The 26,281-nt window shown below is 65.2% G+C and carries 27 protein-coding genes and 1 pseudogene; 10 read left to right on the top strand and 18 right to left on the bottom strand.

All coding sequences use genetic code 11. From position 1 onward, the window contains the following. Positions 1-55 precede the first annotated feature (55 nt). On the top strand, positions 56-280 hold the full coding sequence (locus tag BLU32_RS11785; RefSeq protein WP_093807181.1) for a hypothetical protein: 225 nt from the start codon (positions 56-58) through the stop codon (positions 278-280). Positions 281-289: 9 nt separating this feature from the next. Here the strand turns inward: BLU32_RS11785 and BLU32_RS11780 are convergent, their stop codons facing one another. The 8 genes from BLU32_RS11780 to BLU32_RS11745 all read right to left on the bottom strand — a co-directional run bounded on the left by BLU32_RS11780 (position 290) and on the right by BLU32_RS11745 (position 6,262). Next, positions 290-844 (bottom strand): alpha/beta hydrolase, encoded by a 555-nt coding sequence (locus tag BLU32_RS11780; protein WP_093807179.1) that lies wholly within the window; start codon positions 842-844, stop codon positions 290-292. Next, positions 841-1,479, bottom strand: a complete 639-nt coding sequence (locus tag BLU32_RS11775; protein WP_093807177.1) for an AAA family ATPase — start codon at positions 1,477-1,479, stop codon at positions 841-843. Before BLU32_RS11775 ends, BLU32_RS11780 begins: the two co-directional genes overlap by 4 nt. Next, the gene (locus tag BLU32_RS11770) at positions 1,469-1,732 is read right to left on the bottom strand and encodes a hypothetical protein (protein WP_093807175.1); all 264 of its coding nucleotides are present in this window, start codon (positions 1,730-1,732) and stop codon (positions 1,469-1,471) included. The genes BLU32_RS11775 and BLU32_RS11770 overlap by 11 nt, the downstream gene beginning before the upstream one ends. A gap of 65 nt (positions 1,733-1,797) precedes the next feature. Further along, on the bottom strand, positions 1,798-3,126 hold the full coding sequence (purB, locus tag BLU32_RS11765; protein ID WP_093807173.1) for an adenylosuccinate lyase: 1,329 nt from the start codon (positions 3,124-3,126) through the stop codon (positions 1,798-1,800). A 39-nt stretch (positions 3,127-3,165) separates the two neighbouring features. Beyond that, positions 3,166-3,633, bottom strand: coding sequence for a hypothetical protein (locus tag BLU32_RS11760; RefSeq protein WP_157727637.1), 468 nt, complete (start codon positions 3,631-3,633; stop codon positions 3,166-3,168). Positions 3,634-3,658: 25 nt separating this feature from the next. Next, entirely contained in the window at positions 3,659-4,336 is a 678-nt protein-coding gene (rpe, locus tag BLU32_RS11755) for a ribulose-phosphate 3-epimerase (protein ID WP_093807169.1), read from the bottom strand. Between the two features lie 91 nt (positions 4,337-4,427). Further along, entirely contained in the window at positions 4,428-5,201 is a 774-nt protein-coding gene (locus tag BLU32_RS11750; protein WP_093807167.1) for a DUF2259 domain-containing protein, read from the bottom strand. Between the two features lie 62 nt (positions 5,202-5,263). Continuing rightward, the gene (locus tag BLU32_RS11745; RefSeq protein ID WP_093807165.1) at positions 5,264-6,262 is read right to left on the bottom strand and encodes a sodium:proton symporter; all 999 of its coding nucleotides are present in this window, start codon (positions 6,260-6,262) and stop codon (positions 5,264-5,266) included. A gap of 138 nt (positions 6,263-6,400) precedes the next feature. On the opposite strand from BLU32_RS11745, the gene BLU32_RS11740 reads away from it, so the two are divergent. Then, a complete protein-coding gene (locus tag BLU32_RS11740) occupies positions 6,401-7,651 on the top strand; it encodes an FAD-binding oxidoreductase (RefSeq protein ID WP_093807163.1) in 1,251 nt (416 codons plus the stop codon). A 17-nt stretch (positions 7,652-7,668) separates the two neighbouring features. Here the strand turns inward: BLU32_RS11740 and BLU32_RS22560 are convergent. After that, positions 7,669-8,136 (bottom strand): annotated as a pseudogene (locus tag BLU32_RS22560) (Lrp/AsnC family transcriptional regulator); the annotation flags it as partial. A gap of 168 nt (positions 8,137-8,304) precedes the next feature. Between BLU32_RS22560 and BLU32_RS11730 the strand changes: the two are divergent. Next, positions 8,305-11,799, top strand: coding sequence for an indolepyruvate ferredoxin oxidoreductase family protein (locus BLU32_RS11730; RefSeq protein ID WP_093807159.1), 3,495 nt, complete (start codon positions 8,305-8,307; stop codon positions 11,797-11,799). Between the two features lie 10 nt (positions 11,800-11,809). Here BLU32_RS11730 and BLU32_RS11725 read toward each other — a convergent pair whose 3' ends face one another. After that, positions 11,810-12,811: a P1 family peptidase gene (locus tag BLU32_RS11725; protein WP_093807157.1), complete on the bottom strand. Its 1,002-nt coding sequence runs from the start codon at positions 12,809-12,811 to the stop codon at positions 11,810-11,812. 28 nt (positions 12,812-12,839) lie between these two features. Then, complete coding sequence (locus tag BLU32_RS11720; protein WP_208976874.1) at positions 12,840-13,379, bottom strand: flavin reductase family protein; 540 nt, start codon at positions 13,377-13,379, stop codon at positions 12,840-12,842. Between the two features lie 226 nt (positions 13,380-13,605). Here BLU32_RS11720 and BLU32_RS11715 point away from each other — a divergent pair, with 226 nt between their 5' ends. The 5 genes from BLU32_RS11715 (at position 13,606) to BLU32_RS11695 (ending at position 16,630) form a co-directional block, all read left to right on the top strand. Beyond that, positions 13,606-14,124 (top strand): L,D-transpeptidase, encoded by a 519-nt coding sequence (locus BLU32_RS11715; RefSeq protein WP_093807155.1) that lies wholly within the window; start codon positions 13,606-13,608, stop codon positions 14,122-14,124. A gap of 101 nt (positions 14,125-14,225) precedes the next feature. Continuing rightward, complete coding sequence (locus BLU32_RS11710) at positions 14,226-14,741, top strand: YeeE/YedE thiosulfate transporter family protein (RefSeq protein ID WP_172838564.1); 516 nt, start codon at positions 14,226-14,228, stop codon at positions 14,739-14,741. An 11-nt stretch (positions 14,742-14,752) separates the two neighbouring features. Continuing rightward, entirely contained in the window at positions 14,753-15,370 is a 618-nt protein-coding gene (locus BLU32_RS11705) for a YeeE/YedE thiosulfate transporter family protein (RefSeq protein WP_093807153.1), read from the top strand. A 163-nt stretch (positions 15,371-15,533) separates the two neighbouring features. Further along, complete coding sequence (locus tag BLU32_RS11700) at positions 15,534-15,914, top strand: CidA/LrgA family protein (protein ID WP_093810934.1); 381 nt, start codon at positions 15,534-15,536, stop codon at positions 15,912-15,914. Further along, positions 15,911-16,630 carry an LrgB family protein gene (locus BLU32_RS11695; protein WP_093807151.1) on the top strand — a complete coding sequence of 240 codons (720 nt, stop codon included), beginning with the start codon at positions 15,911-15,913 and terminating at the stop codon, positions 16,628-16,630. Before BLU32_RS11700 ends, BLU32_RS11695 begins: the two co-directional genes overlap by 4 nt. 12 nt (positions 16,631-16,642) lie before the next feature. Here BLU32_RS11695 and BLU32_RS11690 read toward each other — a convergent pair whose 3' ends face one another. Together BLU32_RS11690 and BLU32_RS11685 are read right to left on the bottom strand one after the other, a co-directional pair. Beyond that, positions 16,643-17,899: a VWA domain-containing protein gene (locus BLU32_RS11690; RefSeq protein WP_093807149.1), complete on the bottom strand. Its 1,257-nt coding sequence runs from the start codon at positions 17,897-17,899 to the stop codon at positions 16,643-16,645. 5 nt (positions 17,900-17,904) lie between these two features. Beyond that, complete coding sequence (locus BLU32_RS11685; RefSeq protein ID WP_093807147.1) at positions 17,905-18,840, bottom strand: MoxR family ATPase; 936 nt, start codon at positions 18,838-18,840, stop codon at positions 17,905-17,907. Between the two features lie 362 nt (positions 18,841-19,202). Here BLU32_RS11685 and BLU32_RS11680 point away from each other — a divergent pair, with 362 nt between their 5' ends. After that, the gene (locus BLU32_RS11680) at positions 19,203-20,069 is read left to right on the top strand and encodes an NYN domain-containing protein (RefSeq protein WP_244501862.1); all 867 of its coding nucleotides are present in this window, start codon (positions 19,203-19,205) and stop codon (positions 20,067-20,069) included. A 44-nt stretch (positions 20,070-20,113) separates the two neighbouring features. On the opposite strand, the gene BLU32_RS11675 is transcribed toward BLU32_RS11680, so the two are convergent. Both BLU32_RS11675 and BLU32_RS11670 read right to left on the bottom strand, forming a co-directional pair. Continuing rightward, on the bottom strand, positions 20,114-20,938 hold the full coding sequence (locus BLU32_RS11675) for a tRNA1(Val) (adenine(37)-N6)-methyltransferase (protein WP_093807143.1): 825 nt from the start codon (positions 20,936-20,938) through the stop codon (positions 20,114-20,116). Then, on the bottom strand, positions 20,935-21,177 hold the full coding sequence (locus BLU32_RS11670; protein ID WP_093807141.1) for a DUF2007 domain-containing protein: 243 nt from the start codon (positions 21,175-21,177) through the stop codon (positions 20,935-20,937). The genes BLU32_RS11675 and BLU32_RS11670 overlap by 4 nt, the downstream gene beginning before the upstream one ends. Before the next feature lie 188 nt (positions 21,178-21,365). On the opposite strand from BLU32_RS11670, the gene BLU32_RS11665 reads away from it, so the two are divergent. Beyond that, entirely contained in the window at positions 21,366-22,382 is a 1,017-nt protein-coding gene (locus tag BLU32_RS11665) for a polyprenyl synthetase family protein (RefSeq protein ID WP_371326927.1), read from the top strand. A 120-nt stretch (positions 22,383-22,502) separates the two neighbouring features. On the opposite strand, the gene purU is transcribed toward BLU32_RS11665, so the two are convergent. The 3 genes from purU to BLU32_RS11650 all read right to left on the bottom strand — a co-directional run bounded on the left by purU (position 22,503) and on the right by BLU32_RS11650 (position 26,224). Continuing rightward, entirely contained in the window at positions 22,503-23,387 is an 885-nt protein-coding gene (purU, locus tag BLU32_RS11660) for a formyltetrahydrofolate deformylase (protein WP_093807137.1), read from the bottom strand. A gap of 139 nt (positions 23,388-23,526) precedes the next feature. Next, on the bottom strand, positions 23,527-24,438 hold the full coding sequence (locus BLU32_RS11655) for a 4-(cytidine 5'-diphospho)-2-C-methyl-D-erythritol kinase (protein WP_093807135.1): 912 nt from the start codon (positions 24,436-24,438) through the stop codon (positions 23,527-23,529). A gap of 10 nt (positions 24,439-24,448) precedes the next feature. Continuing rightward, the gene (locus BLU32_RS11650; RefSeq protein WP_197673596.1) at positions 24,449-26,224 is read right to left on the bottom strand and encodes a tetratricopeptide repeat protein; all 1,776 of its coding nucleotides are present in this window, start codon (positions 26,222-26,224) and stop codon (positions 24,449-24,451) included. Positions 26,225-26,281: the final 57 nt, after the last annotated feature.

Here is a 26,281-nt window from a genome sequence, read left to right as displayed (position 1 = left end):
CGTCGGCCCTGCTGGCGCATCCGGCATCGTAGCGTGTTCATATGGAGGTGACGCTATGTGGAAGCTGACAGCCTTGTTGCTGATCGTGATCGCCCCGACGCTTGCCGGAACCTTTGCCCTTGTACCGATGACGTTCTTCGGCGTCGCCGACTATGAGCCCTGGCTGCTCGCCGCCTTTGCCGCCGTCGGCGCGCTTCTCGCGGTGCCGGTGAGCTATTTTGTGGCGCGCCGGATCCTTGGACAGATCGGCGGAGGCGGGCGCTCGGCCCCGACGTCGTAGGGTCCGAGCCTAAAGCGTCTTCATCAGATAGGCGAAGGACATCAGTCCTTCCGGCCAGGGGCCGTGACCGCTTTCAAGATTGATGTGGCCCGCGTCGCCCGCGTCCTGGAAGTGCGCGCCCCAGCCATGCGCCCAGTCCTTTGCCGTGTCGAAGGCGCAATGCGGATCGCTGCGGCTTGCCACGATTCTTGCGGGAAACGGCAGCGGTCCCTTGGGCAACGGCAGGAAGTCCGAGACTTCGAAGGCGGGCTTCGGCGCGTCGCGCGACAGGTCGGTCGGCGCGACGAGGAAGCCGGCGCGCACCTTCTCCTTCGGCAGGCCATGCGCGGCATGGACCACGGTGTTGGCTCCAAGCGAGTGAGCGACGATAACGACCGGACGATCTGCGGCCTCGACCGCCGAGGAGACGGCCTCGACCCAGGTCTTGCGCAACGGACGATGCGCGTTGCCCAGATCGACGATTCGCGCCGACGGCATCTTCTCCGCCCAGCGGCGCATCCAGTGTCCGGCCGGGGTGTCGCCGTATCCGGGGATGAGAAGAATGTCTGCTTCGGATATCTTCATGTCTTTTTCTGCCTGGACCTGTATTCGCTCATTGCGTCGTCGACCCATACGGGAATGGGGGTCTGGATGTGGATGCCTGTCGGGCTGTCGGCGGAGCGCTTCAGCGCCACGACCGCTCGCATCGAAGTGCCGGAATTGTCAAAAAGAACCGCATGATCGGCCTGTTCCATCGCCAGCGGCAACAGCGTCAAGGTCCGCTTGTATCGCGCCAGCACCTTTCGCGTATCGACATCATGCCCTCCGTCCCTGACCCGCTTTGAAACACGTGCCACGTTCAGGTCCGGACTGTCGGTCGCAACGAAAAGCAGGCGAATGAAGTAGCCCGCGTCTCGTGCCTTTCGCATGAAGTCGAGTTTGCTTTTGTGGGAAAACACCGTTTCGAACGAAAAGGCTTCACCGCCGTCAAGAAACGCCTGACGTTGGCGTTCCGCCTCGTTGAACGCCCATGCCTCCCGATCCTGCCGGCTTGCGAGATCCGGCACGAGATAGGGCGAACGGGCCAGGATATCGTCCGCATTCACGTAGTCGCCAAGATCGTAGCCATCCTTGACGAACTGGTTGCGAAGCGTGGTTTTGCCTGATCCGTTGGGGCCGGCAAAAATCGTCAGGACCGGCCGGACAGGGTCAGCCGGCATCTGGAAGCTTCAGCTTCTTCCCGATACGTCGCGCCCCGCCGGGAGCCGCTTTGTCGCCCATGCCCGGCTTGGGATCGATCTCGACAACGCGACCGTCGACCAGAACGGGAAGCCGGGTTTTCCTGCGCTCCGCGTCCTTGCGAACGGCGTCCGTGGCACGGCGGGCCACCTTGCCAAGTTCTCCGAAACTGAAAGGATCTGGTGTCTTTGTCATCTCGACGAACACGATACCCGTCGCGTGGTTAAGGTTCATTTTGCGAACCGGACAAAGGAAAATAGGACGCAAGTCCCCGGGAAGCAACACTTGCGTCCTTTGTCTCAGCCCTTGCCGAACACCCGCGCGAAGATCGTGTCGACCGACTTGGTGTGATAGTCGAGATCGAAGCGCGCGCGGATTTCCTCTTCGGGAAGGGCGACGCGCACGTCGGTATCCTTTAGCAGCTCCTCAAGAAAGTCGACGTCGGAAGACCCTTGCGTCTGGTAGCTGTCCCAGACCTTCATGGCGTTGCGCTGGACGAGGCGATAGGCGTCCTCGCGCGACACGCCGGCCTGGGTGAGGGCGAGCAGGATGCGCTGCGAGTGCACCAGCCCGCCCAGCCGGTTCATGTTGGCGAGCATGCGCTCGGGATAAACCATCAGCTTGTCGATCACGTTGGTGAGACGCGCCAGCGCGAAATCGAGCGTCACCGTGGCGTCCGGCCCGATCATGCGCTCGACAGAAGAGTGCGAGATGTCGCGCTCGTGCCAGAGCGCCACGTTTTCCATCGCCGGCATGGCGTAGGCGCGCACCATGCGGGCGAGACCCGTCAGGTTTTCCGTCAATACCGGATTGCGCTTGTGCGGCATCGCGCTGGAGCCCTTCTGCCCCGGAGAGAAATATTCCTCCGCTTCCAGAACCTCGGTTCGCTGCAGGTGGCGGACCTCGGTTGCCAACCGCTCGATCGAGGAGGCGATGACGCCAAGCGTTGCAAAGAACATCGCATGGCGGTCGCGCGGGATCACCTGCGTGGAAACCGGCTCCACGGCCAGGCCCATGGCCTCGGCGACATGTTCTTCCACGCGCGGGTCGATATTGGCGAAAGTGCCGACCGCCCCGGAGATCGCGCAGGTGGCGATTTCGGCGCGCGCGGCCAGCAGGCGGGTGCGGCAACGGTCGAATTCGGCGTAGGCCTCGGCCATCTTGAGGCCGAAGGTGACCGGCTCGGCGTGAATGCCGTGCGAGCGTCCGATGCAGACCGTGTCCTTGTGCTCATAGGCGCGGCGCTTCAGCGCGGCGAGCAGCGCATCGAGGTCGGCGAGAAGCAGGTCGGCGGCGCGGGTCAGCTGCACGCTCACGCAGGTGTCGAGCACGTCCGACGACGTCATGCCCTGGTGCACGAAGCGGGCGTCGGGGCCGACGATTTCGGCCAGATGCGTCAGGAAGGCGATGACGTCGTGCTTGGTCTCGCGCTCGATCTCGTCGATGCGCGCGACATCGAAGGTGGCAGCGCCTCCCTTTTCCCAGATGGTTTTCGCAGCCGCTTCCGGGATCACACCCAGTTTGGCGAGGGCGTCGCAGGCATGTGCCTCGATTTCGAACCAAATGCGGAACTTGGTCTCGGGCGACCAGATGGCGACCATCTCGGGCCGCGAATAGCGCGGGATCATGCGGTGTCCTCGTCAGGGGAAGGGGTGGAAAGTGCCATATCAGACGCGGCGGCCCGGCTCAATGCGGGCGAAATACCACGACGCTGCAAAGAGCGGGAGAAGCATGAAGGGAAGCAGCACCCGCGCGCCCATGACGCCGAAAATATAGGCCGTGGTCGCGCCGGTGAAGACCTGCTCCCAGAACATGCGGTAGGACAGTTCATGGGTGTGCCAGTCGGCGTAGTAGCCGCGCAGCTGCAGGAAAAAGAAAAAGGCCGTGAGCCCGGCCGTGCCGAGCGAAAGACACACCACCATCGCGGCGAAGCGGGCGGAACGCCGGCGTCGCCGCCAGGTCAGAATGCGTGCCGCGCCCCAGGCAAGCCACGCACCGAAAAAGCTGCCGACGGCAAAGACGGCGATGACGGCGAGCGAGCGTCCGCTCAAGGCCTCGCCGCGCCCGAACGTCAGCATGGCGACGCATGCCGAGATGGTGCCGGACCAGACGAGGGCGAAGAGCAAGGGGCGCAAGGTCTGTTGCCTGTCCTGTTGCCGCTCAGGCCGCGGCTTGCGCTGCGGCGGTGCGGATTGCGGAAATGTTGGCGCGGTAGCCGTCCACGCCGTCTCCCCTGAACACCGCCGATCCTGCGACGAGCGCATTGGCGCCGGCCTTTGCGACCAGCGGAGCGGTTTGCGGTGTCACGCCGCCGTCGACTTCCAGGTGGATCGGACGATCACCGATCATCGCCTTGATGCGCGCGACCTTGTCGATCATCGCGGGAATGAAGGACTGCCCGCCGAAGCCCGGATTGACGCTCATCACGAGGATCAGATCGAGCCGGTCGAGGACATATTCCAGCACGCTTTCCGGCGTTGCCGGGTTGAGCGAGACGCCGGCCTTCTTGCCGAGCGCGCGGATCGCCTGGAGCGAGCGGTCGAGATGCGGGCCGGCTTCCGCGTGGACCGTGATGATGTCGGAGCCGGCCTTGGCGAAGGCCTCCAGATAGGCGTCGCAGGGGGCGATCATCAAATGGGTGTCGAAGATCTTGTCGGTGTGCTTGCGCATGGCCGCGATAACGTCCGGTCCGAAACTGATGTTGGGCACGAAATGCCCGTCCATCACGTCGAGATGGATCCAGTCGGCACCGGCGTCGGCCACGTCGCGGACCTCCTGCCCGAAGGCGGAGAAGTCGGAGGCGAGCATGGACGGGGCGATCACGAGGGGCAGGGACATAGCGGCGGGCGGCTCCGGTGCGTTGCTTGGGTCGCTCGCCGCTAGCACAGCCGGGGGCAAGCCACAAGCGCGACGCGCCGGAGGTCGGCGATCAAAGCTTGCCGGTGATCGCGAGAAACCGCCCGTCGGGGCCTTCGAAGCCGATCTGTTCCATCAGGACCAGCACGGCGAAAGAGGTCGGGCCGGGAAAGGCCGGCGTATGGGTGACGAGCCGCTCGATCCGGTAGCGCAGCGGACAGCCTCGGCTCGAGGGAATGCGGGTGTCGTCGGCCAGAACGCGTGTGTTTCCTTCATAGGACAGCGTCAGCCGCATTCCCCGGATGTCGCCGAACCCACCGGGACAGCTGTCCGGATCGGGAACCGCCGTTTCCTGCAGCGAAAGCGTCACTGTTTCCCCGAGCGTCGGGACGTCGGGAATGATGGAGGCGAGCATCAGGTGCGGGTCGCTGGAGCGCTCGGTCGCCGGGTTGTGCGCGACGGTCACGCCGGCACCGGAGATGCGGGTCTCCGCGAGCAGGTACTGCGCGCCCGCCCGGTTGGCCCCGCGGGTGCGCGCAAGTTCCTCGGCGAAATCGAGCGGCTGGCTGTCGTCCACCTCGTCCAGGCGGCGAAACGGGGAGCCCGACACCCAGCTGTCGTTGGCGACATCGATCACGTAGAGATTGGAATAGGGAAACCCGGAGCCGTCCTGGATGCCGTATTCCTCGAAGGCGAAATGGCTGCCGTCCTTGGAAAACCCGAGCACGTCGGCCTGGGCGAAGTCGCCGGCGGTTGCCGCAAGGGGCAGGGCGACCAATGCGAGGGCGGCGAGGGCGGCCGGCAGGCGCGGCAGGGCACGTGAACGGACTGCAAGCGTGAGCGACATTGTCGTGTTCCTTTGCGTTGTGCGCGTGGCGCCTGATCTGTCGCGCGTTCCCGGAGACAGGCTTATCCGCTTGATCCGTCGACACCGTGACCCTCGTCACGCTTTGGAGCCTTTGCCGCCGCGCGCCGTGCCAGCGGCCCCAGGATCCACGGCAGGAGATAGATCGGCAATTGCCCGAGGCCGAAATAGAGCCAGGCGAGATCCGGCAGGCTGCCGCCGAGGGCCGCCACCAGCAGCCCCATGTTGCGATTTCCGGCTGCATGGGCGAGCACGAAGGCATGGTCCTTGCGCACGGCGGAAAACACCAGCCACGTCAGTCCCATCTGGAGCGATGCGACGGCGAAGGTGAGCGTGCCCACGCCAAGCGTGAGGAGCGGGTCGCGGGCAAAATGCGCCGCGACGCCGTCCATGACCGCAACCGCGAAAACGAAGAGGACCAGCACGTTCAACCCGTCGATATGCTGACGGGCGGCAACGATGCGGACGGTGCCGAAAAGGCGTCGGATGATCCCTGCGCATCCCGCCGAGGCGGCGAGCAGCAGGGCAAGGCGCAGGGCAAGTGCCGGCGCGTCGATCGGCAGCGTGTCGCCGATCAGCGCCCCGCCGATCAGGGGAGCGGTCAGGGGCGTCAGCATCATGGCGATGCACACAAGCGCCAGCGACAGCGCGCCGTCCAGACCGATCAGCGCGATGAAAGCGGGCGCGGACATGATCGGCGGCGCGGCCGTGACGATGAAGGCGGCCAGCGCCAGGTCGGGGTTGTCGTTCAACAGGCCAATGGCGGATAGCGCAAGCGCGGTCGCGCCGGGGACGATCACCAGCATCCACAGACTCGCCAGCGCAACGAGGCGGGGTTTCCTGACGTGGGCGATCACCGCAGCGGGATCGACCCGGAGAAAGGCCAGCACCAGCAACACGAAGATCGCCTCTTCGACGATTGGGCGAAACAGTGCGGAGAGCGCAGGCAGGAACAGGCCGAGAAGGGCACTCACCGCGACGGCACGCGTACCTTGCCGTCCGAGCCAGGCGACAAGGCGTAGAGGCAGGGACAGCGCCTGCATGGACGAACTCCGCGGGGTTGGCTGTGCCGCGCCCCGGACGGGGTCGCGGGGTGCTGGAAATCAAAAAAAGTGCCCGTTCAGTATCGGCGCGGGCGACTTCCCCTTGCAAGCGTCCTGTGAACGGTGTGGATAGGCACAATGCGGAGTTACGATGTCATTGTTCTGGGAGGCGGAATCAGCGGGGTTTGTGCCGCCCTGCATTTGCAGGCGCGCGGCATGCGCGTTCTGCTCGTCGATCGCGCCGCTCCCGGCGATGAGGCGTCGAGAGCCAACACCGGCATCCTGGCGCGCGACGGTTTCAGCCCCCTTGCATGGCCGCATGCGCCCGCAGAGATCCTGGCACGTCTGCTGAAACCGGCCGGTCAGATGCGGATCGATCTGCGCAGCCTGCCTGGTGCCGCTCCTTTTCTGCGGGCGGCGCATGTGGCGGTTCAAACCGGTGCGGCCGCCCGTATCGGTCGTGCCGTCGCGCCGCTTCAGGCGGTTGCGGCCGGCGAGCACCTCGCTCTCGCGCGGGCGGCGAGCGCGCTTCGCTTCTTTCGCCGGACAGGGTGGATCAAGATCTACCGCCACCGCGCGTCCTATGAGGCCAGCGAAGAGGACCGGCATTTCGCGCGCATCTTCGGCGTGGCCTATACGGATCTGTCCGCAGCCGACCTCGTGCGGCTGGAGCCGCATCTCGTCTCTTTCGACCACGCGGGGCTTTACTGGCCGGACACGCAGTCGGTCTCTTCTCCCGGCGGCGTGACCAAGGCCTATGCCCGCCTGTTTCGCGAGCGCGGCGGCGACACCGAGATCGGCAAGGCGGAGACGCTGATTGCGACCCGCGACGGCTGGTCGGTGCGCACGAGTCGGGGCGAGGCGTCAGGCACGCGCGCCGTGATTGCGCTGGGCGCGGGCGCGCCAGCCGTGCTGTCGGGTCTTGGGGTCGCGCTTCCCCTGGCCACGATACGGGGTTACCACCGGCATTTCCGGGCGGTGTCCGGCGTGACGCTGTCGAGGCCGATCACCGACAGCGACAATGGCTACACGCTGACGCCGATGGAACGCGGCCTGCGGCTCGTCGGCGGCCATGAACTGACCCGGGTGGATCGTCCCCTACGCGCGTCTGCGCTGCAGCGTGCGGAGACCGCGGCGCGGGCATTGATGCCGGTCGGTGCGCAGATCGAGGACACGCCAATCCCGGGTCTGCGGCTTTGCATGCCGGACGGATTGCCGGTGATGGGAAATGTGACGGCGGCTCCAGGGCTTTGGCTGGCGCTCGGCAACGAGCGGTCGAGCTTCGGTCTCGGCGCGGCGATGGGGCGCCTGCTTGCCGAAACGATGACGGGCGAGCGGCCGTTCACGGACCCGGCACCCTATTCGCCGACGCGCTTCCTGTCCGACTGACGGCGTGCGACCGCTCCTCAGGTCTCGCGGATCGGCAGCGCGACGGTGTGTTTGACCGTGTGGACGACAATTCGCGACTGCACGTCGGAGACCAGCGTGTTGTCGAGCAGTTTCAGCCGCAGGAAGTCGTCATAGGCCTTGATGTCGGTCGCCACCACCTTGATGAGATAGTCGACGGCGCCGGTGATCCTTTCGCAGATCACGACTTCCGGCCAGCGTTCGACCAGCTTGTCGAAGGTTTCCATGTTGTCGCGACTCGGCACGCCGAGCTTGACGAAGGCATAGGCCACGAACCCGAGGCCGACCGACTCGCGGTCGACCACCGCCACGACCTGGCGGATGATCCCCGTCTGCTTCAGCTTCTTGATGCGCCGCCAGCACGGCGTCTGGCTCATGCCGGCTTCGCGCGCGATTTCGGCGATCGAAAGAGACGCATCGCGCTGCAGGATTTGCAGGACCCGGATGTCCGATGGGTCGAGAAGGTTTTTTCGTTCATACCGTCCTTAAGGGAAAAATATTGCGATATTTGCCACTGACATCGGCAGGTTAGCACAAATCTGGACCGTTAAAAGGACGATATTGGATGGCATGCGAACACCGGAACGCGTGCGGCCGATATCCGGCCCGCGTCCGACGAAAGAGGAGGCCGTCCCATGAACGTCATCGCCAGAACCATCACCCTGGACGACAAATACAGTGCCACCCGAGGTCAAGTCTATCTCACCGGCATTCAGGCGCTGGTGAGACTGCCGCTCGACCAGGCGCACCTCGATATCCAGGCCGGGTTGAAGACGGGAGGCTTCGTTTCCGGGTATCGCGGATCGCCGCTCGCCGGATATGATACCGAGCTTGCGCGCGCGCGGCGCCATGTCGAGGGGGCGAACGTCGTCTTCAAGCCGGGTGTGAACGAAGAACTCGGCGCGACTGCCGTATGGGGATCTCAAAAGGTCGATCATCACGGCAAGGGTAGCGACTATGACGGCGTCTTCGGCATCTGGTACGGCAAGGCGCCCGGTGTGGACCGGGCCGGCGACGTGCTGCGTCAGGCGAACGCCAGCGGCACGGCGGCACATGGCGGCGTGCTGGCGCTCGCGGGCGACGATCATCTGGCCAAATCCTCGATCCTGCCGGCACAGTCGGAGTTCTTCTTCGAGCATGTGGAAATGCCGGTGCTCAACCCGTCCGACATTCAGGACGTTCTCGACTTCGGCCTGCATGGCATTGCCATGTCGCGGTTTTCCGGGCTTTGGAGCGCGATGATCTGCCTGGCCGACACGATGGACGCCTCGGCGACAATCTCGGTCGATCCGAGCCGCCTGACCTTCGCACGGCCGCAGGAGCGGGATCCGCGGGCGGAGGACGACTTGAACCGCGTGCTGCTTCTCGGCAACCGGCTGGAGACGGAACGGCTCCTGCGGGACATTCGGATTCCCGCGGCCCAGGCCTATGTCCGGGCGAACGGGCTGGACCGGGTGGCCTTTGGCGCGCGCAAGCCGCGCATCGGCATCGTTGCCACCGGCAAGGCCTATCGCGATCTGCGACAGGCCTTCGACATGATCGGCATCGACGAGGCGCGTGCCCGCGACATCGGTCTGGCGGTCTACAAGGTGGCCATGCCCTGGCCGCTGGAGCCGCAAGGGATTTCGAACTTCGCCCGGGGCCTCGAGCGGCTGCTCGTGGTGGAACACAAACGCGCCTTTCTGGAACCTCAGATCAAGGAGATCGCCTACGGCTGGCCGGAGCAGGCCCGCCCCCGGATCTGGGGCAAGCGCATGCCCGACGGCGGGCCGCTGCTCTCCGACGTGTTGGAACTTGCGGTTGCGGAGATCATTCCTGCCCTTCTCACCTTCCTGCCCGCCGATCTCGTCAGCGAGGAAATGCGCGCGGTTGCCGACCGCATGAACCGGCAGGTGATGTGGTCGCAGGGCCATGCGGAACGCGCTCAGCGCGTTCCGTATTTCTGTTCCGGCTGCCCGCATTCCACGTCCACCGTCGTGCCGGAGGGATCCCGGGCGCTGCCGGGCATCGGCTGCCACGCGATGACCGAGGTTGCCGGGCGCACGACGGACGGCCAGATCGCCATGGGCGGCGAGGGCGTCCTGTGGGTCGGGCAGGCGGCCTTTTCCAACGACACCCATGTCTTCGCCAATGTCGGCGACGGGACCTATTTCCACTCCGCGACCCTGGCGATCCGGCAGTCTGTCGCCGCGAAGGTTGCGATCACCTACAAGATCCTGTTCAACGATGCGGTGGCGATGACCGGCGGTCAGCCCGTCGACGGCTCGTTGACCGTGCCGCAGATCACCCGTCAGCTCGAGGCGGAGGGCGTGGCGCGCGTTGTCGTGGTGAGCGAGGAGCCGGACGCTTATCTCGGGCGTCACGACCTTGCGCCGGGCACGGATGTGCGCCATCGCGACGAACTCATGGACGTTCAGCACGAGTTGCAGTCGATCGATGCGGTCACTGCGCTGATCTTCGACCAGACCTGCGCGGCTGAAAAGCGCCGCCGCCGCAAGCGTGGCTCCTTTCCCGATCCGGATCGGCGCCTCTTTATCAACGACCGCATCTGCGAGGGCTGCGGCGACTGCTCCGTCCAGTCCAATTGCCTGTCGGTGGAACCGCTTCAGACGCCCTTCGGCGAGAAGCGGCGCATCAACCAGTCGTCCTGCAACAAGGACTTTTCCTGTGTGAAGGGGTTCTGCCCGTCCTTTGTCTATGTGGAGGGTGCGGAGCTTCGCAAGGCGGATGGCGAGGGTGTCGATATCGATGCGCTTTTGGCCAGGCTGGAGCCTGCGCCGGTCGCGGGGCTAGAGACGACGCTGAATGTGCTGATCGGCGGGATCGGCGGCGCGGGCGTGACCACCACCGCCGCCGTGCTGGCCATGGCGGCCCATGTCGACGGCAAGCAGGCCTCGACCCTCGACATGACGGGGCTTGCGCAAAAGGGCGGACCCGTCACGTCGCACATTCGCTTCGCGCAGGCGAACCGTTCCATCGAGGGGCCGCGTATTCCCACTGCGAGCCTCGACGTGCTGATTGCCTCCGACATGGTGGTTGCGACCAATGCAGAGCAGCTTGCGCTGATCGACCGGCAGAAAACGGCCGGTTTCGCCAATGCGCGGGTCGCGCCGACGGCCGAGTTCGTCATGAAGCAGACGCTCTCCTTCGACGAGACGCGGATGCGCAAGACGCTGGAAGAGGCCTGCCCGCTGTTTCACGCGCATGATGTCGCCGGCGTGGCCGAAGCGGTTCTGGGGGATGCAATCTTCGCCAACATGATGCTTGTCGGCATGGCGCACCAGGCGGGGCGCCTGCCGATCTCCACCGATGCGCTTGAAGCCGCGATCCGGCTGAATGGCGCGGCGGTCGACAAGAACCTCGCTGCCTTCCGCGCCGGCCGCGTGTTGGCCGAAACGCCGGAGGCGCTGCTTGCCGCGCTGCCGTCGCCGGATGCGGACGCCAGGGGCGAGGATATGAATCTCGGAGACCGGATCGCCTTTCTCGCACGCGAATTGACTGCCTATCAGGACGAGGCCTATGCGCGGCGCTTCCTGTCGGCCATCGACACGATGCGCGCGGCGGATGAGGCAAGGGGCGCAGGCGCCATGCGCCTGACCCGCACGGCCGCCGAAATGCTCTACAAGGTCATGGCCTACAAGGACGAATACGAGGTGGCGCGGCTTTATTCCGATCCCGCGTTCAAGGCGAAGCTCGCGGCGCAATTCGCCGATCCGCGCAAGCTGAAAGTGATGCTGGCGCCGCCGCTCATTTCCCGCGAAGCCGACCCCAAGACCGGCCGGCCGAAGAAGATCGCCTTCGGTTCATGGATCTTCTCGGCCTTCGGTGTTCTTGCCGGGCTGAAGGGCCTGCGGGGCGGGGCGTTCGATGTCTTCGGGCGGACGGCCGAGCGACGTGCCGAGCGCGCGCTTGTCCGGAGCTACCTTGCGGATCTGTCGACGCTTGCGGACCGCGTTGGCACGGCGAACTACGGTCTGCTCGTCGAGATCGCGCGGGTGCCGGATCTGGTGCGCGGCTTCGGTCCGGTGAAGGAGGCGAACCTGAAAAAGGCTGAGGCCAAGCGCGAGCAGCTCATGGCCCGTCTCGGCGATGCCAGCCCCGAAGGATCGGCCCTGGAAGCGGCGGAATAGGCGTTCGGGTCTAGCCGAAGCGCGAGGCCCAGGTCGGGAGCTTGTCTCCCGGCGCGCTTGAGGCGGCATGAACGCCGCGCGCAATCGCCCGGCTCATGACGGCGGCCGCCGCAGCACCGGCTGCGATCCCGTCGCTGAGCGTGTCGGTTTGCGGCAGGCGCGCGGTGGAGAGCGCGAAGACCAGATCGCCGTCGAGCGCTGTATGCGCCGGCCAGAGCGCGCGGGCGAAGCCGTCATGCGCCATCACCGCGAGGCGTTGCAGCTCCGCCTTTGTCATCGCCAGATCGGTCGCGACGATGCCAATGGTGGTGTTGGCGCCCTCGCGCAGGCCGTCGAGCTTGGTGCGCGGTACGTCGAAACGCCGGCTTTCGGAGGAGGGCAGGCCGAGGCCGCCGAACTCCGCGTTGCGTTCGAAGGGAGCCGCCCAGAAGTGCGGGGTGTCGCCCATGGTGGCCGAGCCGAGCGCGTTGACCGCGACGAGGGCGGCGACGGTCGCGCCGTTTTCAAGCCGTAGGGAGGCGGAGCCGAGACCGCCCTTGAGAGTGGCCGTCGTTGCGCCCGTGCCGGCGCCGACCGATCCGATCTCGAAATCGCGGGCTGCGGTGCGCACCGCCTGGCGCCCGAGCGCGCCATAGGGGTTTTCGTCGCCCCAGGCCTTGTCGCCGCCATTCGCCAGATCAAACAGGATCGCGGCGGGCACGATGGGAACGCGCACGTCACCCACCGCAAACCCCCGGCCCATCCTCGCCAGTTCCATCTGCACGCCCGAGCCGGCATCGAGACCGAAGGCGGAGCCGCCGGAGAGCACCAGCGCATCGATCTTTTCGACCGTGAAGCGGGGATCGAGCAGTGCTGCCTCGCGGGTGCCGGGCGCGCCGCCGTGGATCGCGACGGAGGCGGTTGCCGGTTCGTCCGGAAGGCAGACGGTGACGCCGGATTTCAAATGCGGATCATCGGCGTTGCCCACCGTGAGGCCGGGCACGTCGGTCAGGAGGTTGAGACGATCGGACATTGGGCCGCGGCAGGCTGGAGGGCAGGAGTCAGATGCGGTGGTAGGTGCGGTCGAGATAGATCAGCGCGGGGCCGCGCTCGCCGAGCGACAGGGCGACGATTTCGCCGAAGATGACCGAATGCGTGCCGACCTCGGTGATTTCCGTCACCCGGCAGTCGAGCGCGACACGCGCCGAGGAGAGCACCGGCGCACCTGTCGCGAGCGTTTGCCAGTCCGCGAGCAAGAAGCGTTCCTCGGACGGGAGGTCGCCCTTTCCCGCGAAGGCATTGGACAGGTCCTCGGCGTGGGCCGGCAGCGTGTTGATGGCGAAGACGCCGCTGTCCTTGATCACCGCGTTGATGCGCGCCTGGCGATTGACGCAGACCAGCACCGTCGGCGGCGTGTCGGAGACCGATGTGACCGCAGAGACCGTCGTGCCGACGCGTCCGCTGTTTCCGGCGGTCGTCGCGATATGCACGGCGGTGCCGAGCCGGCTCATGGCTTCGCGGAAGGCGTCGGCCTCGACCGGACGCGTGCGCGGCCGCGATGCGGGGCCTGTGTTCCTGTCGCTTGCAGGACTGTGTGTCATGTCGTCCTCTCCGGCGTTTCGCCGTGTCTCCCGTCCACAGGTAGCCTATTGCGCTCCCCTTACAAATACGTTTCCCGCTCCTCGCGGTTCAGTCGGGAGAGCGGATCGCGCGTTTTCGCTGCGACGCCATGGTCGCTAACCATAGAATCACTTCGCACCGGTCAGGCCATTCAATCGCTGTCCTCGCTCGCGTAAACTCTTTGGTAACGATCCGGGAGGTTTTGCCATGCGCAGGATGATTTGGGTTCTGGTTGCCATCTACGCGGTGATTGGCGTGATGCTGTGGTCCGCGCCGTCCTTCGCCGCGCCCGAAGTCGTTGCCTTCACCGATGCGCGTTTCGCGCCGGGCACGATCGTGGTCAGAAACCGCGAGCGCCGGCTGTATCTCGTGCAGCGCGGCGGGGTGGCGCTGCGTTATGCCGTCGCGGTGGGAAAGCGCGGCAAGGCCTGGGTGGGGCGCACCTACATCAGGGGCATGCACGTGCGCCCGGCATGGTCGCCTCCGGCGGAGGTGAAACGCGACCTGCCTCATCTTCCGGCCGTGATCGCGGGCGGAGCGGCAAACAACCCCATGGGGGTCGCGGCGATGACCCTTGCCGGCGGTGAATATGCCATCCATGGCACCAATCGTCCCGGCTCCATCGGACGCGCGGTCTCCTACGGCTGCATCCGGATGCAGAACCGGGACATTGCGGATCTGTTCGGTCGGGTGCGCGTGCGCACGCCGGTCGTTGCCATCAACTGAGGACGGCCTGACAGGGCGCCGTCCGTCTAAGCGGTCTTGCGTATTCAAATATTCGCACATTAGAATATTATTGACGAACCAAATCCGCTTGGGAGTTCGTCATGTTGTCACTTACCGAAAGACACTGGTCGCCCTACGTCGCCGGCGTGGTGATCGGTCTTCTTCAGATCCCGGCCTTCCTGCTGGTCGATACCGCGCTTGGCGCGTCCTCGTCCTTCGTGACTGCCGGGGGATGGATTGCGAGCCTGTTCGATCCGGCCGCAGCGCAAATCGATTATTTCGCAAAATATATGAACGGAACCAAATATTTCTGGCAATCGGCGCTGGTCATCGGGATTGCGCTCGGGGCGTTTCTGTCGGCGACGATGTCGAGTTCGCGCCGCGCCAGTTTCTCACCCGCCTGGACCCGGATGACGGGGGCCACGAGCCTCTGGAGCCGGATGGCGACGGGGTTTGCCGGCGGCTTCGTGCTGCTGCTCGGGGCGCGGATTGCCGGGGGCTGCACGTCGGGCCACGGGATTTCCGGGATGGCCCAGCTCGCCGTTGGATCCACCGTTGCCGTGGCAGCGATGTTCGCCGGCGGCATTCTCACCGCCGCGATGTTCAAAAAGGTCTAGGAGGCCCGGTCATGTCGATTTTCCTGCTTGTCGTTCTCGGACTGGCCATGGGGCTGGTCTTCGGTGTCGCCCTTGAGAAAAGCCGCGTCATGGAGCCCGGCGTCCTTGTCGGCCAGTTCCAGTTCCGCAATTTCACGATGTTGAAGATGTTCCTCGCCGCCACGATCACCGGGCTTGTCGCGCTTGCCGTGATGAACGGTCTCTTCGGCGTCGCGCTGCATCCCAAGGCCTTCGCTGTCGGTCCCGTTCTTGTCGGCGGGTTGATCCTCGGGGTCGGGATCGCGCTCGCCGGTGCGTGCCCGGGTACCGCCCTTGCGCAGGCGGGGGCGGGCTATCGCGATGCCTATGCGATCATTGCCGGCGGCATCGGCGGCGCGATCTTCTATGGATATGCGAAAGCGCCGATTTCCGCAGCGCTCGGCTGGGGCGATTTCGGCAAGATCACCTTCGCCGACGTGCTTCCGCTTCCGTTTTGGGCGCTGGCCCTGATCGTCGCCGCGATTCTTGCAGGCGGTCTCGTGGTTCTGGAAAAGCTCCGCCCCTGGCAGAGCGACATGAGCGAGGCCGAAACGATGCTTGGCGATCCGGCCTGTTCCGATGGCGGTGCGCGCCCCGCGCCCGCGGAATAGGACGTTTCAGGCCTGATCCGCCTGGAAAGAGAAGCCCCCGGGAGACAATCTTCCGGGGGCTTTTCGTTTGGGCACGGGCATCTGCGGAAAACACCCGGCTTGTCGCGGCTTGCGGCAGGAGGCACTGTCGGATCGCAGATACATCAAAAGACCCGGGGGCCGCATGCTTGGCGCATTGACCATCATCCTGTGCTGTCAGTTGGCGGGAGAGGCGATTGTCGTCGCCACCGCGTGGCCGGTGCCGGGCCCCGTGCTCGGTATGGTGTTTCTTTTTCTCGGTCTCGTCGCGCGGGGCGGCCCCTCGGCCGATCTGGCGCAAGCGGGTGACGCGCTCTTGCGCAATCTGGCGCTTCTCTTCGTTCCCGCCGGCGTCGGCGTGGTGCTGCATCTGGGGCTTCTGGGACGGGAGGGCGTTGCGATCTCCGTCTCGCTCGTCGTCTCCACGCTCGCGACCATTGTCGTCACGGCGCTGGTCATGCGCTGGACGCTGAAGGATGGCGGCAATGCGGACGCGCGAAGCGCAAGCCCGGGAGACGATGCATGACCACGCCGCTCACCGAGGTCTGGGTCTATCTGTCGGCAAGCCCGCTTGCGGCCCTCACGCTGACGCTCCTTGCCTATCAGGCCGGCTTCTTTCTCTACCGTCGCGCCGGCTTTCATCCGCTGGTCAATCCGGTGCTGATCGCGGTGGCGATCATCGCCGGACTGCTGCTTGTGAGCGGCACGTCCTATGCGACCTATTTCGACGGGGCGCAATTCGTCCATTTTCTGCTTGGACCGGCCACCGTTGCGCTCGCCCTTCCACTGTATCGGCAACTGGACAAGGTCCGCCGCTCGGCGCTTGCGATCCTGACGAGCCTGCTTGCCGGGTCGCTCACGGCCGCGGTGTCCGCAGTCGGCGTTGCCATGGCGCTCGATGCCTCGCGCGAGACGCTGGCCTCGCTTGCGCCCAAGTCGGTCACCGCTCCGGTCGCCATGGGCATTTCCGAGGCGCTGGGCGGACTGCCGTCGCTCACCGCCGTTCTGGTCATCCTGACCGGCATCCTGGGGGCGGCCTTCGGGCCGCTGGTGCTCGATCTCTTGCGTATCAGGGACTGGCGGGCGCGCGGGTTCGCCATCGGTGTGGCGTCGCACGGGATCGGCACGTCGCGCGCGTTGCAGGTCAACGAGACGGCGGGCGCCTTCTCCGGCCTCGCCATGGGGCTGAACGCGGTCGCGACCGCCGTGCTGCTGCCGCTGATCTGGCGGTTGTTTTTCTGAACCGGACCGGGTTCAGCCAGCCTTTCGCGCCGTTCCGGCGCGCAGCCAGCGGCGCGGATCGACGTCCCCGGTGAAGCCGCGCCCGCCCGACAGCGCCTGGCACAGGTCGTCCACCGCATCGAGGGAATGCACGGAGCGAAACTCGTCGACATGCGGCAGCATGGCGCGCACGCCTTTGGCGCGCGCCTCGAAGCCCTCGAAGCGCAACAGCGGGTTGAGCCAGATCAGGCGACGACATGAGCGGTGCAGCCGGTCGATCTCGCGCTCCAGATCCTCGTCGCTGTCGCGCTCCAGCCCGTCGGTCACCAGCAGCACGATGGGGCCGCCCGAAAGCACGCGGCGCGACCAGTGCTTGTTGAAATCGGCAAGGGCCGTTGCGATCCGGGTGCCGCCGGACCAGTCCTCCACCCCGTCCGTGCAGGCGATCAGCGCCTCGTCCGGGTCCTTCATCCTGAGCTGGCGGGTGACGTTGGTCAGCCGCGTGCCGAACAGGAACGTGTGAACGTTGCGCCGTTCCTCGCTCAGCGCATGCAGGAAATGCAGCAGGATACGGGTGTACTGGCTCATCGAGCCGGAGATGTCGCACAGCGCGACGATGGGCGGGCGGCGCATGTCGGGCTTGCGATGGCGCAGGTCGATCATGTCGCCGCCGGTTCTGAGCGAGGCGCGCAAGCTTCGCCTCGGGTCGATGCGTCCGCGATTTGCCGCGATCAGGCGGCGGCGCCGGATCTTTTCCATCGGAAGCACCATGCGGCGAAGTGCCTCCTTTGCCGCTTGCAGTTCCTTCGTGCTCATCTGCGCGAAATCCTTGCGTTGAAGGACTTCACGTCCGGAGACGGTGAAGCTTGCGTCGATCTCGAGTTCCTCGCGCTCCTGCTGCTCGCGTTCGCGCGTGGCCTGAAACGCCTGGGCGACCCGCGTCTGTGCCGCCTTGGGCTTGTCCGGCTCGCTGCGCGCCGGCGCCACGGGAGAGAGGATGGAAAGGAGCTTTTCCACCAGCCCGCGCGAGCGCCAGTAGATCCGAAAAGCCTCGTCGAAGACCGCGCGCTGCTCGCGCTTGTGGACAAAAACCGAATGCAGGGTCCAGTAAAGATCCTCGCGGTTGCGGATGCCGGCGACCTCCACGGCGCGCACGGCATCCACCACGCTGGCCGGCCCGACCGGCATGCCGGCGCGGCGCAGGGTGCGCGCGAAATGCACGATGTTGTCGGCAATGCGCCCGGCGGTCTCAGCGCCGTCCGGGGTTTCTCCTGTGCCGTTGGCGGTCATTTTTCTCAAACCGCCTTTGCGGCTTCGCGGTCGAGATCCTGGCGGATCTCGTCGACAATCTGGCGCGCGCGCGACCCGCGCACCCGGTCGATGTCGTCCTGATACTTCAACAGGACGCCGAGCGTGTCAGAGACCATGTCGGGGTCGAGCGCGATCTCGTTGAGCTCTGTCAGCGCGGTTGCCCAGTCCAGCGTTTCGGCAACGCCCGGCTGCTTGAACAGGTCATCGTCGCCCCTGAGCTTCTGGACGAAGGCGACGACCTCGCGCGCCAGACGCGCGTCTGCGCCCGGCACCTTGCGGCGGATGATCTCAAGCTCGCGCTCGGCGGTCGGATAGTCGACCCAATGGTAGAGGCAGCGCCGTTTCAGCGCGTCGTGGATCTCGCGGGTCCGGTTGGTGGTGATGATGACGATCGGCGGCTCCTCGGCCTTGATCGTGCCAAGCTCGGGAATCGTCACCTGACTGTCGGCCAGAACCTCCAGCAGGAAGGCCTCGAAGGCCTCGTCCGCGCGGTCGAGTTCGTCGATCAGGAACACAGGGGGACCGTTCAGGGATGGCTCCAGGGCTTGAAGAACCGGGCGCTTGATCAGAAACTGTTCGCTGAAGACGCTCTTCGACAGGTCTTCGTGGCTGGCGTCGCCGGCGGCCTCCGACACCCGGATTTCCACCATCTGCGCCGCATAGTTCCATTCGTAGACGGCGGTCGAGACGTCGAGGCCCTCATAGCATTGCAGGCGGATCAGGTCCCGGCCGAGCACCTCGGAGAGTACCTTCGCGATCTCCGTCTTGCCGACGCCGGCTTCGCCTTCGAGGAAAAGCGGGCGCTTCATGCGCAGGGCCAGGTGCAGGACGGTCGCAAGCGCGCGGTCGCCGACATAGCCTCCCTGCTCCAGAAGGGCCAATGTGTCGTCGATGGTTTCCGGCAGTGGCTGCGAGGTCATCGGGTCTCCCTGCGTGTTTCTCGTTTGGTCCGGCAGGGCCTCCAAGGCGGTGCGTGCGGCTGCCGGGCTTTCCCGCGATCATAATCAGCTTGGGCGTCGATTGTCAGGTGGCGCGCAAAAGGCGTTTCGACAAGGTGGTCGCCGATGTCGCGCAATCACGGCGCAGGCTGAACAAAATGAACGCTGATCGTTCGGAACGAACTCATTTCAAACGCATTCCGATGTTACGACTCGAGTACATCTACAAAGAGCTTGTCAAAACTCCTTTGAGATGCCACATATTGGTTACTCCGATGCGTCCTGCTACCTAAAATTGAGGTCGCGTCGGCATAAAAGGGCTCCTGCGGGAGCCCTTGCTATTTGTGGGCCAAGCTATGGATCGGTGCGCCGTTTTCGTTGACGCAGGCTATCTCTTCGCGCAAGGGAGCGCCGCAATCGCCGGCAGTAAAAAGCCTCGTTCAGAGTTGCTGCTAGACGCTCCTGCGGTCGTCGAGAATTTGGTCGATCTTGTCTGTGCCAAAGCGCCAGATTGTCGAATCCTCCGGGTCTATTGGTACGACGGAGCGATTGGTGGCTCGCGTCCTACTTCTGACCAAGCCCTTGTCGCGAATTTGGACGACGTGAAACTCCGTTTGGGGTTTATAAATAGCTATGGTCAGCAAAAAGGTGTGGATTCTCTAATAGTTACGGATTTGATTGAACTGGCTCGCCTCAACTCGATAAGCGATGCGCTTTTGCTGTCTGGCGATGAGGATGTGCGCGTTGGCGTGCAGATAGCTCAGAATTATGGCGTCCGGATTCATCTTCTCGGGGTCGCACCTGGGAGATCGTCACAATCACAGCAATTGTTGCAGGAAGCCGATACAACGAGTGAATGGGATCGCAGAACCGTTGCGACGTTTTTATCGGTTCGCGAGACCGCTGTGGCGACAGAAGAAGTTGCTGAAGCCGCTAAAACTGCGGCCGCGACGACTTCACCGACCGCGGGATTTGTATCCGGAAAGATCGAAGTGGCTGTAAAGGCGTTTGTAGAAGAACTGGTCGAAAGCGACATCAAGGGCATTGAAGCATACTGGCAAAGAGAACGTGGCGTTCCGCCGGATCTTGATAGGAAGTTGCTCAGAATTTGCGGTAACGCTATTGGTCGCAAACTTGAACCCGATGAAACCCGGGATATGCGGAGCTGTTTTCGAAGCGCGGTAAAGACGCGTATCGAGACTTCAGTCTAAGAAACCACCAAGCCATTCGGCGTGCCGGCCGCGAAAGCATTTCCTCATCGTTTCGGCAGCACCAGCCCGGCGCCGTCTCGCATCACCGCGCGCGCATGCTCGGTGTAGTCCGACCCGGCACCGTCGTGCAGGACGAACCCCGGCAAGAGACGCAGGGGCGCGCGGCTGGCGCGCAGCGCGCGCACCAGAACGCGGGTCGCGGGCGTTCCGGCGCGCGGATAGAGCGGGATCACGTCGATTGCGCCGAACCGGCTGTGCAAGGCGGTGAGGATCTGGTCGAGGCCGTCGGCGCGGAAAACGAGCGTCATCGAACCGCCGTCGCGCAGGATATCGGTCGCCGTGCGCGCCCAGGGTTCGAGGCCGCGCTCGTCGAGGACATGCGCGCCCGCGCGGGCCAGCGCGGGGGACATGCGAACGTGACCGTCGAGATAGTAGGGCGGGTTCATGATGACATGGTCGGCGAGGGCCGGGACGAGGCCCGCTGCATGACGGTCCTTGCCCCTGGCCGTGATGTCGGCTTCCAGAACCTCGATCCGATCCGCAAACGCGCTGTTTTCGGCCAGTCCCAGAGCGTCGCGGGCGAGCGCGAGCGCCGTCCGGTCCCGGTCGACCAGGGTCACCCGCACCCGGCCAAGGCGTGCGGCGAGGCAGAAGCCGGCGGCTCCCGCGCCCGAACCGAGATCGACCACATGGCCCTCCACGTCGTCCGGCACGGCCGCCGCCAGATAGACGGCGTCGAGCCCGGATCGGTGTCCCCCGCCGCGGGCCGGCTGCAGGACCTGCACGCGACCGCCCAGGAAGGCGTCCCGCGTCGTGGCGAGCACTGGGGCGCGCGCGCTGTTCCGGGCGTCGGGTTGCTTTCCCGTCACGACTGCTTTCTGCCTTTTTCCGGGGCCAGTTCGTGCTCCAGTCCGGCATCGATCATCAGTCTCACAGCGGCGGGACGGTCGTCCTCGTCGACCATCACGCGGCGCGCGATAATCCCGAGCGAGCCCTCGACCACGCTCATGTTGCCATCCAGAACGATATGCGGGATGCCGGCGTCCTTGAGGAGGGCCTCGACAAAGGAAATGAGCACCACGTCGTTGGTGCGGAGCAGGGGGATCATGGCGGGCCTTTCGGTCGTGCGATCTCGGATTGGACCTTAACGGAAATGAGCGAACGTCGCGACGGCCAAGCGGCCCGTCGGGGCAAAGGCGACGGATCTTTCAACACAGTGTTGCCGGAAAGATGGCTTGCCGGATGCCGGGGGCAGACCTATTGTCCCGGCAACGCGAAACAGGAAAGGTTTTCACCGTGGGCGCCGTCGTTCCCTTGCGCGAGAGCCGGTCGGAACCGGCAAGCATTCAGCATCTGGTCGAGCTGACCGGCGCGGGCATGGAGGCTGTCAATCAGCTGATCCTGTCCAAGGCCGGGTCGAACGTCGACCTCATCCCGGAAATCGCGCGTCACCTGATATCCTCCGGCGGCAAGCGGCTGCGCCCGATGCTCACCCTCGCGATGGCGGATCTCTACGGTTACACGGGCGACGGCCATGTCGGTCTGGCCGCGAGCGTCGAGTTCATGCACACGGCGACGCTGCTTCATGACGATGTGGTCGATGAAAGCGACATGCGCCGCGGCAAGCTCGCCGCGCGCAAGCTCTGGGGCAATCAGGCGAGCGTGCTCGTCGGCGACTATCTCCTCGGTCAGGCCTTCAAGATGATGGTCGACGTCGGGTCGCTGGAAGCCCTGCGGATCCTGGCGAGCGCCTCCGCCGTCATCGCGGAGGGCGAGGTCATGCAGCTGGGCGCGGCTCAGGACATCGAAACCTCCGAAGAGCGCTACATGCAGGTGATCGAGGCCAAGACGGCCGCTCTGTTCGCAGCGGCCGCCGAGGTCGGGCCGGTTCTGGCCGATGCGGGCGACGCGGCGCGGGCGGCGGCGCGCGACTACGGCATGGCGCTCGGTCTTGCGTTCCAGCTCGTTGACGATGCGCTCGATTATGGCGGCTCCGCCAGCGATCTCGGCAAGGACATCGGCGACGACCTGCGCGAAGGCAAGATCACGCTGCCGGTCATTCTCGCGATTCGTCGCGGCGAGGCGTCCGACCGGGCGTTCTGGACGCGGTGCCTGGAGGATCGCGAGGTGCGCGACGAGGATCTCGACCGCGCCATCTCGATCATGACGGCGACCGGCGCCTTGGCCGACACGGTGACGCGGGCCCGCGCCTTCGGCGACGAGGCGCGCGCCGCGCTTCAACGCCTGCCCGCCGGACCGCATCGCGACGCGCTGGGCGAGGCCGTCGATTTCTGCATCGCGCGGCTGAATTGAGCGTCAATATTAGCAAATCTTGATGCTGAAATTGCGAAACTTGATCGGAAATTGATCGAACTTGCACAAAAACGCCGCTCCAGGAGGGCGGCGTTTTCTTTTCCGGTTGCGGGGATTTCCTCAGCCCATGCGCTCCGAGGCGTAGCTCCCCGGGCTCGCCGGGAAGACCACCGTCTTGTTGCCATTGAGGAAGACCCGGCGATGGATATGCGCATGGATCGCCCGCGCCAGCACCTGGCTTTCCACGTCGCGGCCGAGCGACACGTAATCCTCCGCCGACTGGGCGTGGGTGACCCGCACCGTGTCCTGTTCGATGATCGGCCCCTCGTCGAGATCGCTGGTGACGTAGTGCGATGTCGCGCCGATCAGCTTCACGCCGCGCACGAAGGCCTGCTTGTAGGGATTGGCGCCCTTGAAGCTCGGCAGGAACGAGTGATGGATGTTGATCACCCGGCCGGCCATCTCCTCGCACATCCGCGTCGACAGCACTTGCATGTAGCGCGCCAGCACGACGAGTTCCGCGCCGGTCTCCTCGACGATGGCCATCTGTCGCGCCTCGGCCTCCGCCTTGTTGGCCTTGGTGACCTTGATGTAGTGGAACGGAATGTCGTGGTTGACCACCAGCTTCTGGTACTCGAGGTGGTTGGAGATGACGCCGACGATCTCGATCGGCAGTGCGCCGATGCGCCAGCGATAGAGCAGGTCGTTCAGGCAATGGCCGAAACGCGACACCATGATCAGAACCTTCATGCGCGTCGCCTCGTCATGAAAGGCGTAGTCCATCCCGAGCGATTCCGCCCGTGCCTGGAACCCGTCCGACAGCTGTTCCAGCGTCGTTCCGGTCTCGCTGTTGAAGCTGACCCGCATGAAGAAATTGCCGGTCTCCCGGTCGTCGAACTGGGCGCTGTCGGTAATGTTGCAGCCGCTCTCGGCCAGATAGGTCGAGATGGTCGCGACGATGCCGCGGGTCGATCGGCATGTGACGGTCAGGGCGAAGGCGCTCATCGTTATGTCCTGCTGGGGTGGGCTTCGGTGCGGTGCCGGATCGCGGATGAACCAATAGCCGGTCGTTCACAGTCTTGTCAGCATCGCGTCGCGACGCCTTAGCGAAAAGCGGCGCGCAGCGGTTGATTTGCGACGAAGGTCACCCTGCGGGCGGGCCGACCCGCTCGACCGGGGCCGCCGCGACCCACCAGCCGGGATGGGCGTCATTCAGGGCTCTCGCGGCCTCCTGTGCGGCGTCGACGGTCTCCAGAAGCGCAAAACAGGTCGCGCCCGATCCGGACATGCGCACCTGTTCGACGCCTGGACACCGGGCCAGCGCATCAAGCGTGTCGCCGATCCCGGGCGCAAGCGCGCGCGCCGGGGCTTCAAGGTCGTTTCGGGTCCTGTTCAGCCAGGCGCACAGGGCGGGAAGGTCGCGGAAGCCGTCTTGAGGGATCGCGGGAAGGGGCTTGTTCGTCTTTGTCTTCAAGGCCGTGAAGACATCCGGCGTCGACACCGCGACGCCGGGATTGGCAAGAACGACGGCATGTGCGGGAAAGGCAAGAAGCGGTGTCACGATTTCTCCGATCCCCTCGACCCGGGCCGGTTTCGACAGCAGGCACATGGGCACGTCCGCACCGAGGTCGCCTGCAAGGTCGGCCAGGGTCTCGTCGTCGAGCTCCGGCGCCCACAGGTCGCGGAGCAGGCGCATGGTGGCGGCGGCATCCGCCGATCCCCCGCCGATCCCCGAGGCGACGGGCAGCGCCTTTTTCAGCGCCAACGCGGCGTCCGCATCGCGGCCAAGGTGATGCGCCAGGCGGCGGGCGGCCTTGACGACGAGATTGTCGCCGCCGTTGGAGTGGCCGAGATCGCCGGCAAAGCGGCCGGAAAGCGACAGTCCCGGAACAGTTGCGGCCGGGTCGAGGCCGACCCGGTCGCCGATCGCGGGAAACACGACCAGACTGTCGACGAGATGGTAGCCGTCGGCGCGCTGACCGGTGACATGAAGCGCATAGTTGAGTTTGGCCCGCGCAAGGCGAGCATGAACGACGGGTCTCGCTGTCTCGGTCATCCGTGGAGCGTCAGCCGCCGTTTTCTTTCAGTTCCTTGCCGACGGTGGTGGCCGGGATCGAGCCGTCCTCGCGCAGACCGTTCTCGATCTTGTCGAGGATCTTCGGCAGATCGTCCGGCTCGGGGTCGAGGTCGCGCGCATGATTCCACTGGAAGCGGGCCTCCAGTCGGCGGTCGACCTGCCAGTAGGCGTCACCCAGGTGATCGTTGATGATCGGGTCTTCCGGACGGAGCGCGACCGCCTTTTCCAGTTCCACGACCGCATCCTCATACCGACCGAGCTTGTAGTAGGCCCAGCCGAGGCTGTCGACGATATAGCCATCGCGCGGGCGCAGTTCCACGGCCTTGCGGATCATGTCGAGGGCTTCGGCCAGTTTCAGCCCCCGATCGACGAGGGAATAGCCCAGATAGTTCAGCACCAGCGGCTGCTCGGGCGACAACTCGAGCGACTGGCGGAAATCGGCTTCCGCCGGACCCCAGTTCTTCAGGCGTTCGCGACAGATGCCGCGATAGTAGAAGAGCGCCCAGTGCTTGGGTTCCGGATCGGAAATCGTCTCGATGCCGCGAGAGTAGATCGCATCGGCTTCGGCAAAGAGCTTGTGGGAGCGCAGCACATTGCCAAGAGCCGTGACGGCGTCCAGGTCGCTGGGATCCTCGTCGACGAGAGCCGACAGATGGGCGCGGGACTCGTCCAGCTTTTCAAGCGCGTTGTAGTTCAGGCCGATCTGGATCTCGGCGTCGCGCTTCAGTGGCGAAGCGGGACGAACGCCGTTGAGAATCGTGATCGAGCGTTCGAATTTCTGCTGACGGTCGAACAGGCCGGCAAGCGCGATCGCCGCCACGTCCGCGTCATTGTCGAGATGCAACGAGAGCTGGAGGAAGACGGCGGCCAGTTCCTCGCCGCCGTCGCGGCCAAGTGCCGCACCCAGGCCATAGAGCACTTCGGCTGCACCCGTGCTTGCATTTTCGGCGATCCGGCCAATGTCCTCACCGCTTTCAATCAGCTTGCGGGTCCGCACAAGCACCGGGTGGTCCGGCAGGATCATGTCGTATTGATCCAGGATCTCGAATGCCTTGTCCGGGTTGCCGTTCTTGGCGAGTGCCCGCGCATAGGCATCGATCACCCTGAGCGCGCCACGGTCGGCCTCGAAGGCCGCCTTGAGGTTTTCCAGCGCCGCCTCGGTGCGCCCCGCGTGGTCCTGGATGAGGGCGGAATGATAGGCGACGAAAACCGTGTACCAGTCAGGACCTTCCAGGCTGGCGATGCGGGCGAGCGCCGCGTCCGTCTCGCCGCGCTCCTCGAGTGCCCATGCGGCGACAAGACCTGAGGTGAGGACGGCAAGCGGCCCGCGCCCGCCCTCGGCGAGCAGGGTTTCGGTGAGGTCCGGCTTTCCCGCGCGAAGCGCTTCCACGGCGAGCATCAGCTGCGCCATGAAATGATCGGGCTGCTCGCTCGACAGGCGCTCCGCCAGCGCGAGCGCATCGGCGAGGTTGCCGTTGGCGAGCTTCAGGACGAAGGTGCGGTCGAGCAGATAGGGGTTGCCCGGGTCCTGTTCCAGCGCTTCGCCGAAAAAGGCGGCCGCGTTTTCCAGGTCATTGTTCTGTCCCGCGAGACGCCCTGACAGGTAGCTGCCGCTCAGGGTCATCGGCAGGCCGAATTGCGTGCCGCTTTGCTGGGATTCGGTCTTTGCCAGGAGTGGTTCCGCTGCCATCACGGCAACGGCGACACCCAGTCCGGCGGCGAGAAGCAGACGGCGGGCGGTCGGAATCGGCGGGTATCGCTTCATGATGTGAGACTTGCTTCCCCTGCTTGCGCACGCTGTAAGACGAGTCATGCGACCAGT

It is taken from the genome of Stappia sp. ES.058, assembly GCF_900105595.1.
Taxonomy (GTDB): domain Bacteria; phylum Pseudomonadota; class Alphaproteobacteria; order Rhizobiales; family Stappiaceae; genus Stappia.
This window is presented reverse-complemented; position numbering and strand designations above follow the sequence as displayed.

Excerpts from the sequence above, each read along its gene's own strand:
- BLU32_RS11785 (WP_093807181.1), top strand. The coding sequence starts at position 56 with ATGTGGAAGCTGACAGCCTTGTTGCTGATCGTGATCGCCCCGACGCTT.
- BLU32_RS11780 (WP_093807179.1), bottom strand. The coding sequence starts at position 844 with ATGAAGATATCCGAAGCAGACATTCTTCTCATCCCCGGATACGGCGAC.
- BLU32_RS11775 (WP_093807177.1), bottom strand. The coding sequence starts at position 1,479 with ATGCCGGCTGACCCTGTCCGGCCGGTCCTGACGATTTTTGCCGGCCCC.
- BLU32_RS11770 (WP_093807175.1), bottom strand. The coding sequence starts at position 1,732 with ATGAACCTTAACCACGCGACGGGTATCGTGTTCGTCGAGATGACAAAG.
- purB (WP_093807173.1), bottom strand. The coding sequence starts at position 3,126 with ATGATCCCGCGCTATTCGCGGCCCGAGATGGTCGCCATCTGGTCGCCC.
- rpe (WP_093807169.1), bottom strand. The coding sequence starts at position 4,336 with ATGTCCCTGCCCCTCGTGATCGCCCCGTCCATGCTCGCCTCCGACTTC.
- BLU32_RS11750 (WP_093807167.1), bottom strand. The coding sequence starts at position 5,201 with ATGTCGCTCACGCTTGCAGTCCGTTCACGTGCCCTGCCGCGCCTGCCG.
- BLU32_RS11745 (WP_093807165.1), bottom strand. The coding sequence starts at position 6,262 with ATGCAGGCGCTGTCCCTGCCTCTACGCCTTGTCGCCTGGCTCGGACGG.
- BLU32_RS11740 (WP_093807163.1), top strand. The coding sequence starts at position 6,401 with ATGCGGAGTTACGATGTCATTGTTCTGGGAGGCGGAATCAGCGGGGTT.
- BLU32_RS11730 (WP_093807159.1), top strand. The coding sequence starts at position 8,305 with ATGAACGTCATCGCCAGAACCATCACCCTGGACGACAAATACAGTGCC.
- BLU32_RS11725 (WP_093807157.1), bottom strand. The coding sequence starts at position 12,811 with ATGTCCGATCGTCTCAACCTCCTGACCGACGTGCCCGGCCTCACGGTG.
- BLU32_RS11720 (WP_208976874.1), bottom strand. The coding sequence starts at position 13,379 with ATGACACACAGTCCTGCAAGCGACAGGAACACAGGCCCCGCATCGCGG.
- BLU32_RS11715 (WP_093807155.1), top strand. The coding sequence starts at position 13,606 with ATGCGCAGGATGATTTGGGTTCTGGTTGCCATCTACGCGGTGATTGGC.
- BLU32_RS11710 (WP_172838564.1), top strand. The coding sequence starts at position 14,226 with ATGTTGTCACTTACCGAAAGACACTGGTCGCCCTACGTCGCCGGCGTG.
- BLU32_RS11705 (WP_093807153.1), top strand. The coding sequence starts at position 14,753 with ATGTCGATTTTCCTGCTTGTCGTTCTCGGACTGGCCATGGGGCTGGTC.
- BLU32_RS11700 (WP_093810934.1), top strand. The coding sequence starts at position 15,534 with ATGCTTGGCGCATTGACCATCATCCTGTGCTGTCAGTTGGCGGGAGAG.
- BLU32_RS11695 (WP_093807151.1), top strand. The coding sequence starts at position 15,911 with ATGACCACGCCGCTCACCGAGGTCTGGGTCTATCTGTCGGCAAGCCCG.
- BLU32_RS11690 (WP_093807149.1), bottom strand. The coding sequence starts at position 17,899 with ATGACCGCCAACGGCACAGGAGAAACCCCGGACGGCGCTGAGACCGCC.
- BLU32_RS11685 (WP_093807147.1), bottom strand. The coding sequence starts at position 18,840 with ATGACCTCGCAGCCACTGCCGGAAACCATCGACGACACATTGGCCCTT.
- BLU32_RS11670 (WP_093807141.1), bottom strand. The coding sequence starts at position 21,177 with ATGATCCCCCTGCTCCGCACCAACGACGTGGTGCTCATTTCCTTTGTC.
- purU (WP_093807137.1), bottom strand. The coding sequence starts at position 23,387 with ATGAGCGCCTTCGCCCTGACCGTCACATGCCGATCGACCCGCGGCATC.
- BLU32_RS11655 (WP_093807135.1), bottom strand. The coding sequence starts at position 24,438 with ATGACCGAGACAGCGAGACCCGTCGTTCATGCTCGCCTTGCGCGGGCC.
- BLU32_RS11650 (WP_197673596.1), bottom strand. The coding sequence starts at position 26,224 with ATGAAGCGATACCCGCCGATTCCGACCGCCCGCCGTCTGCTTCTCGCC.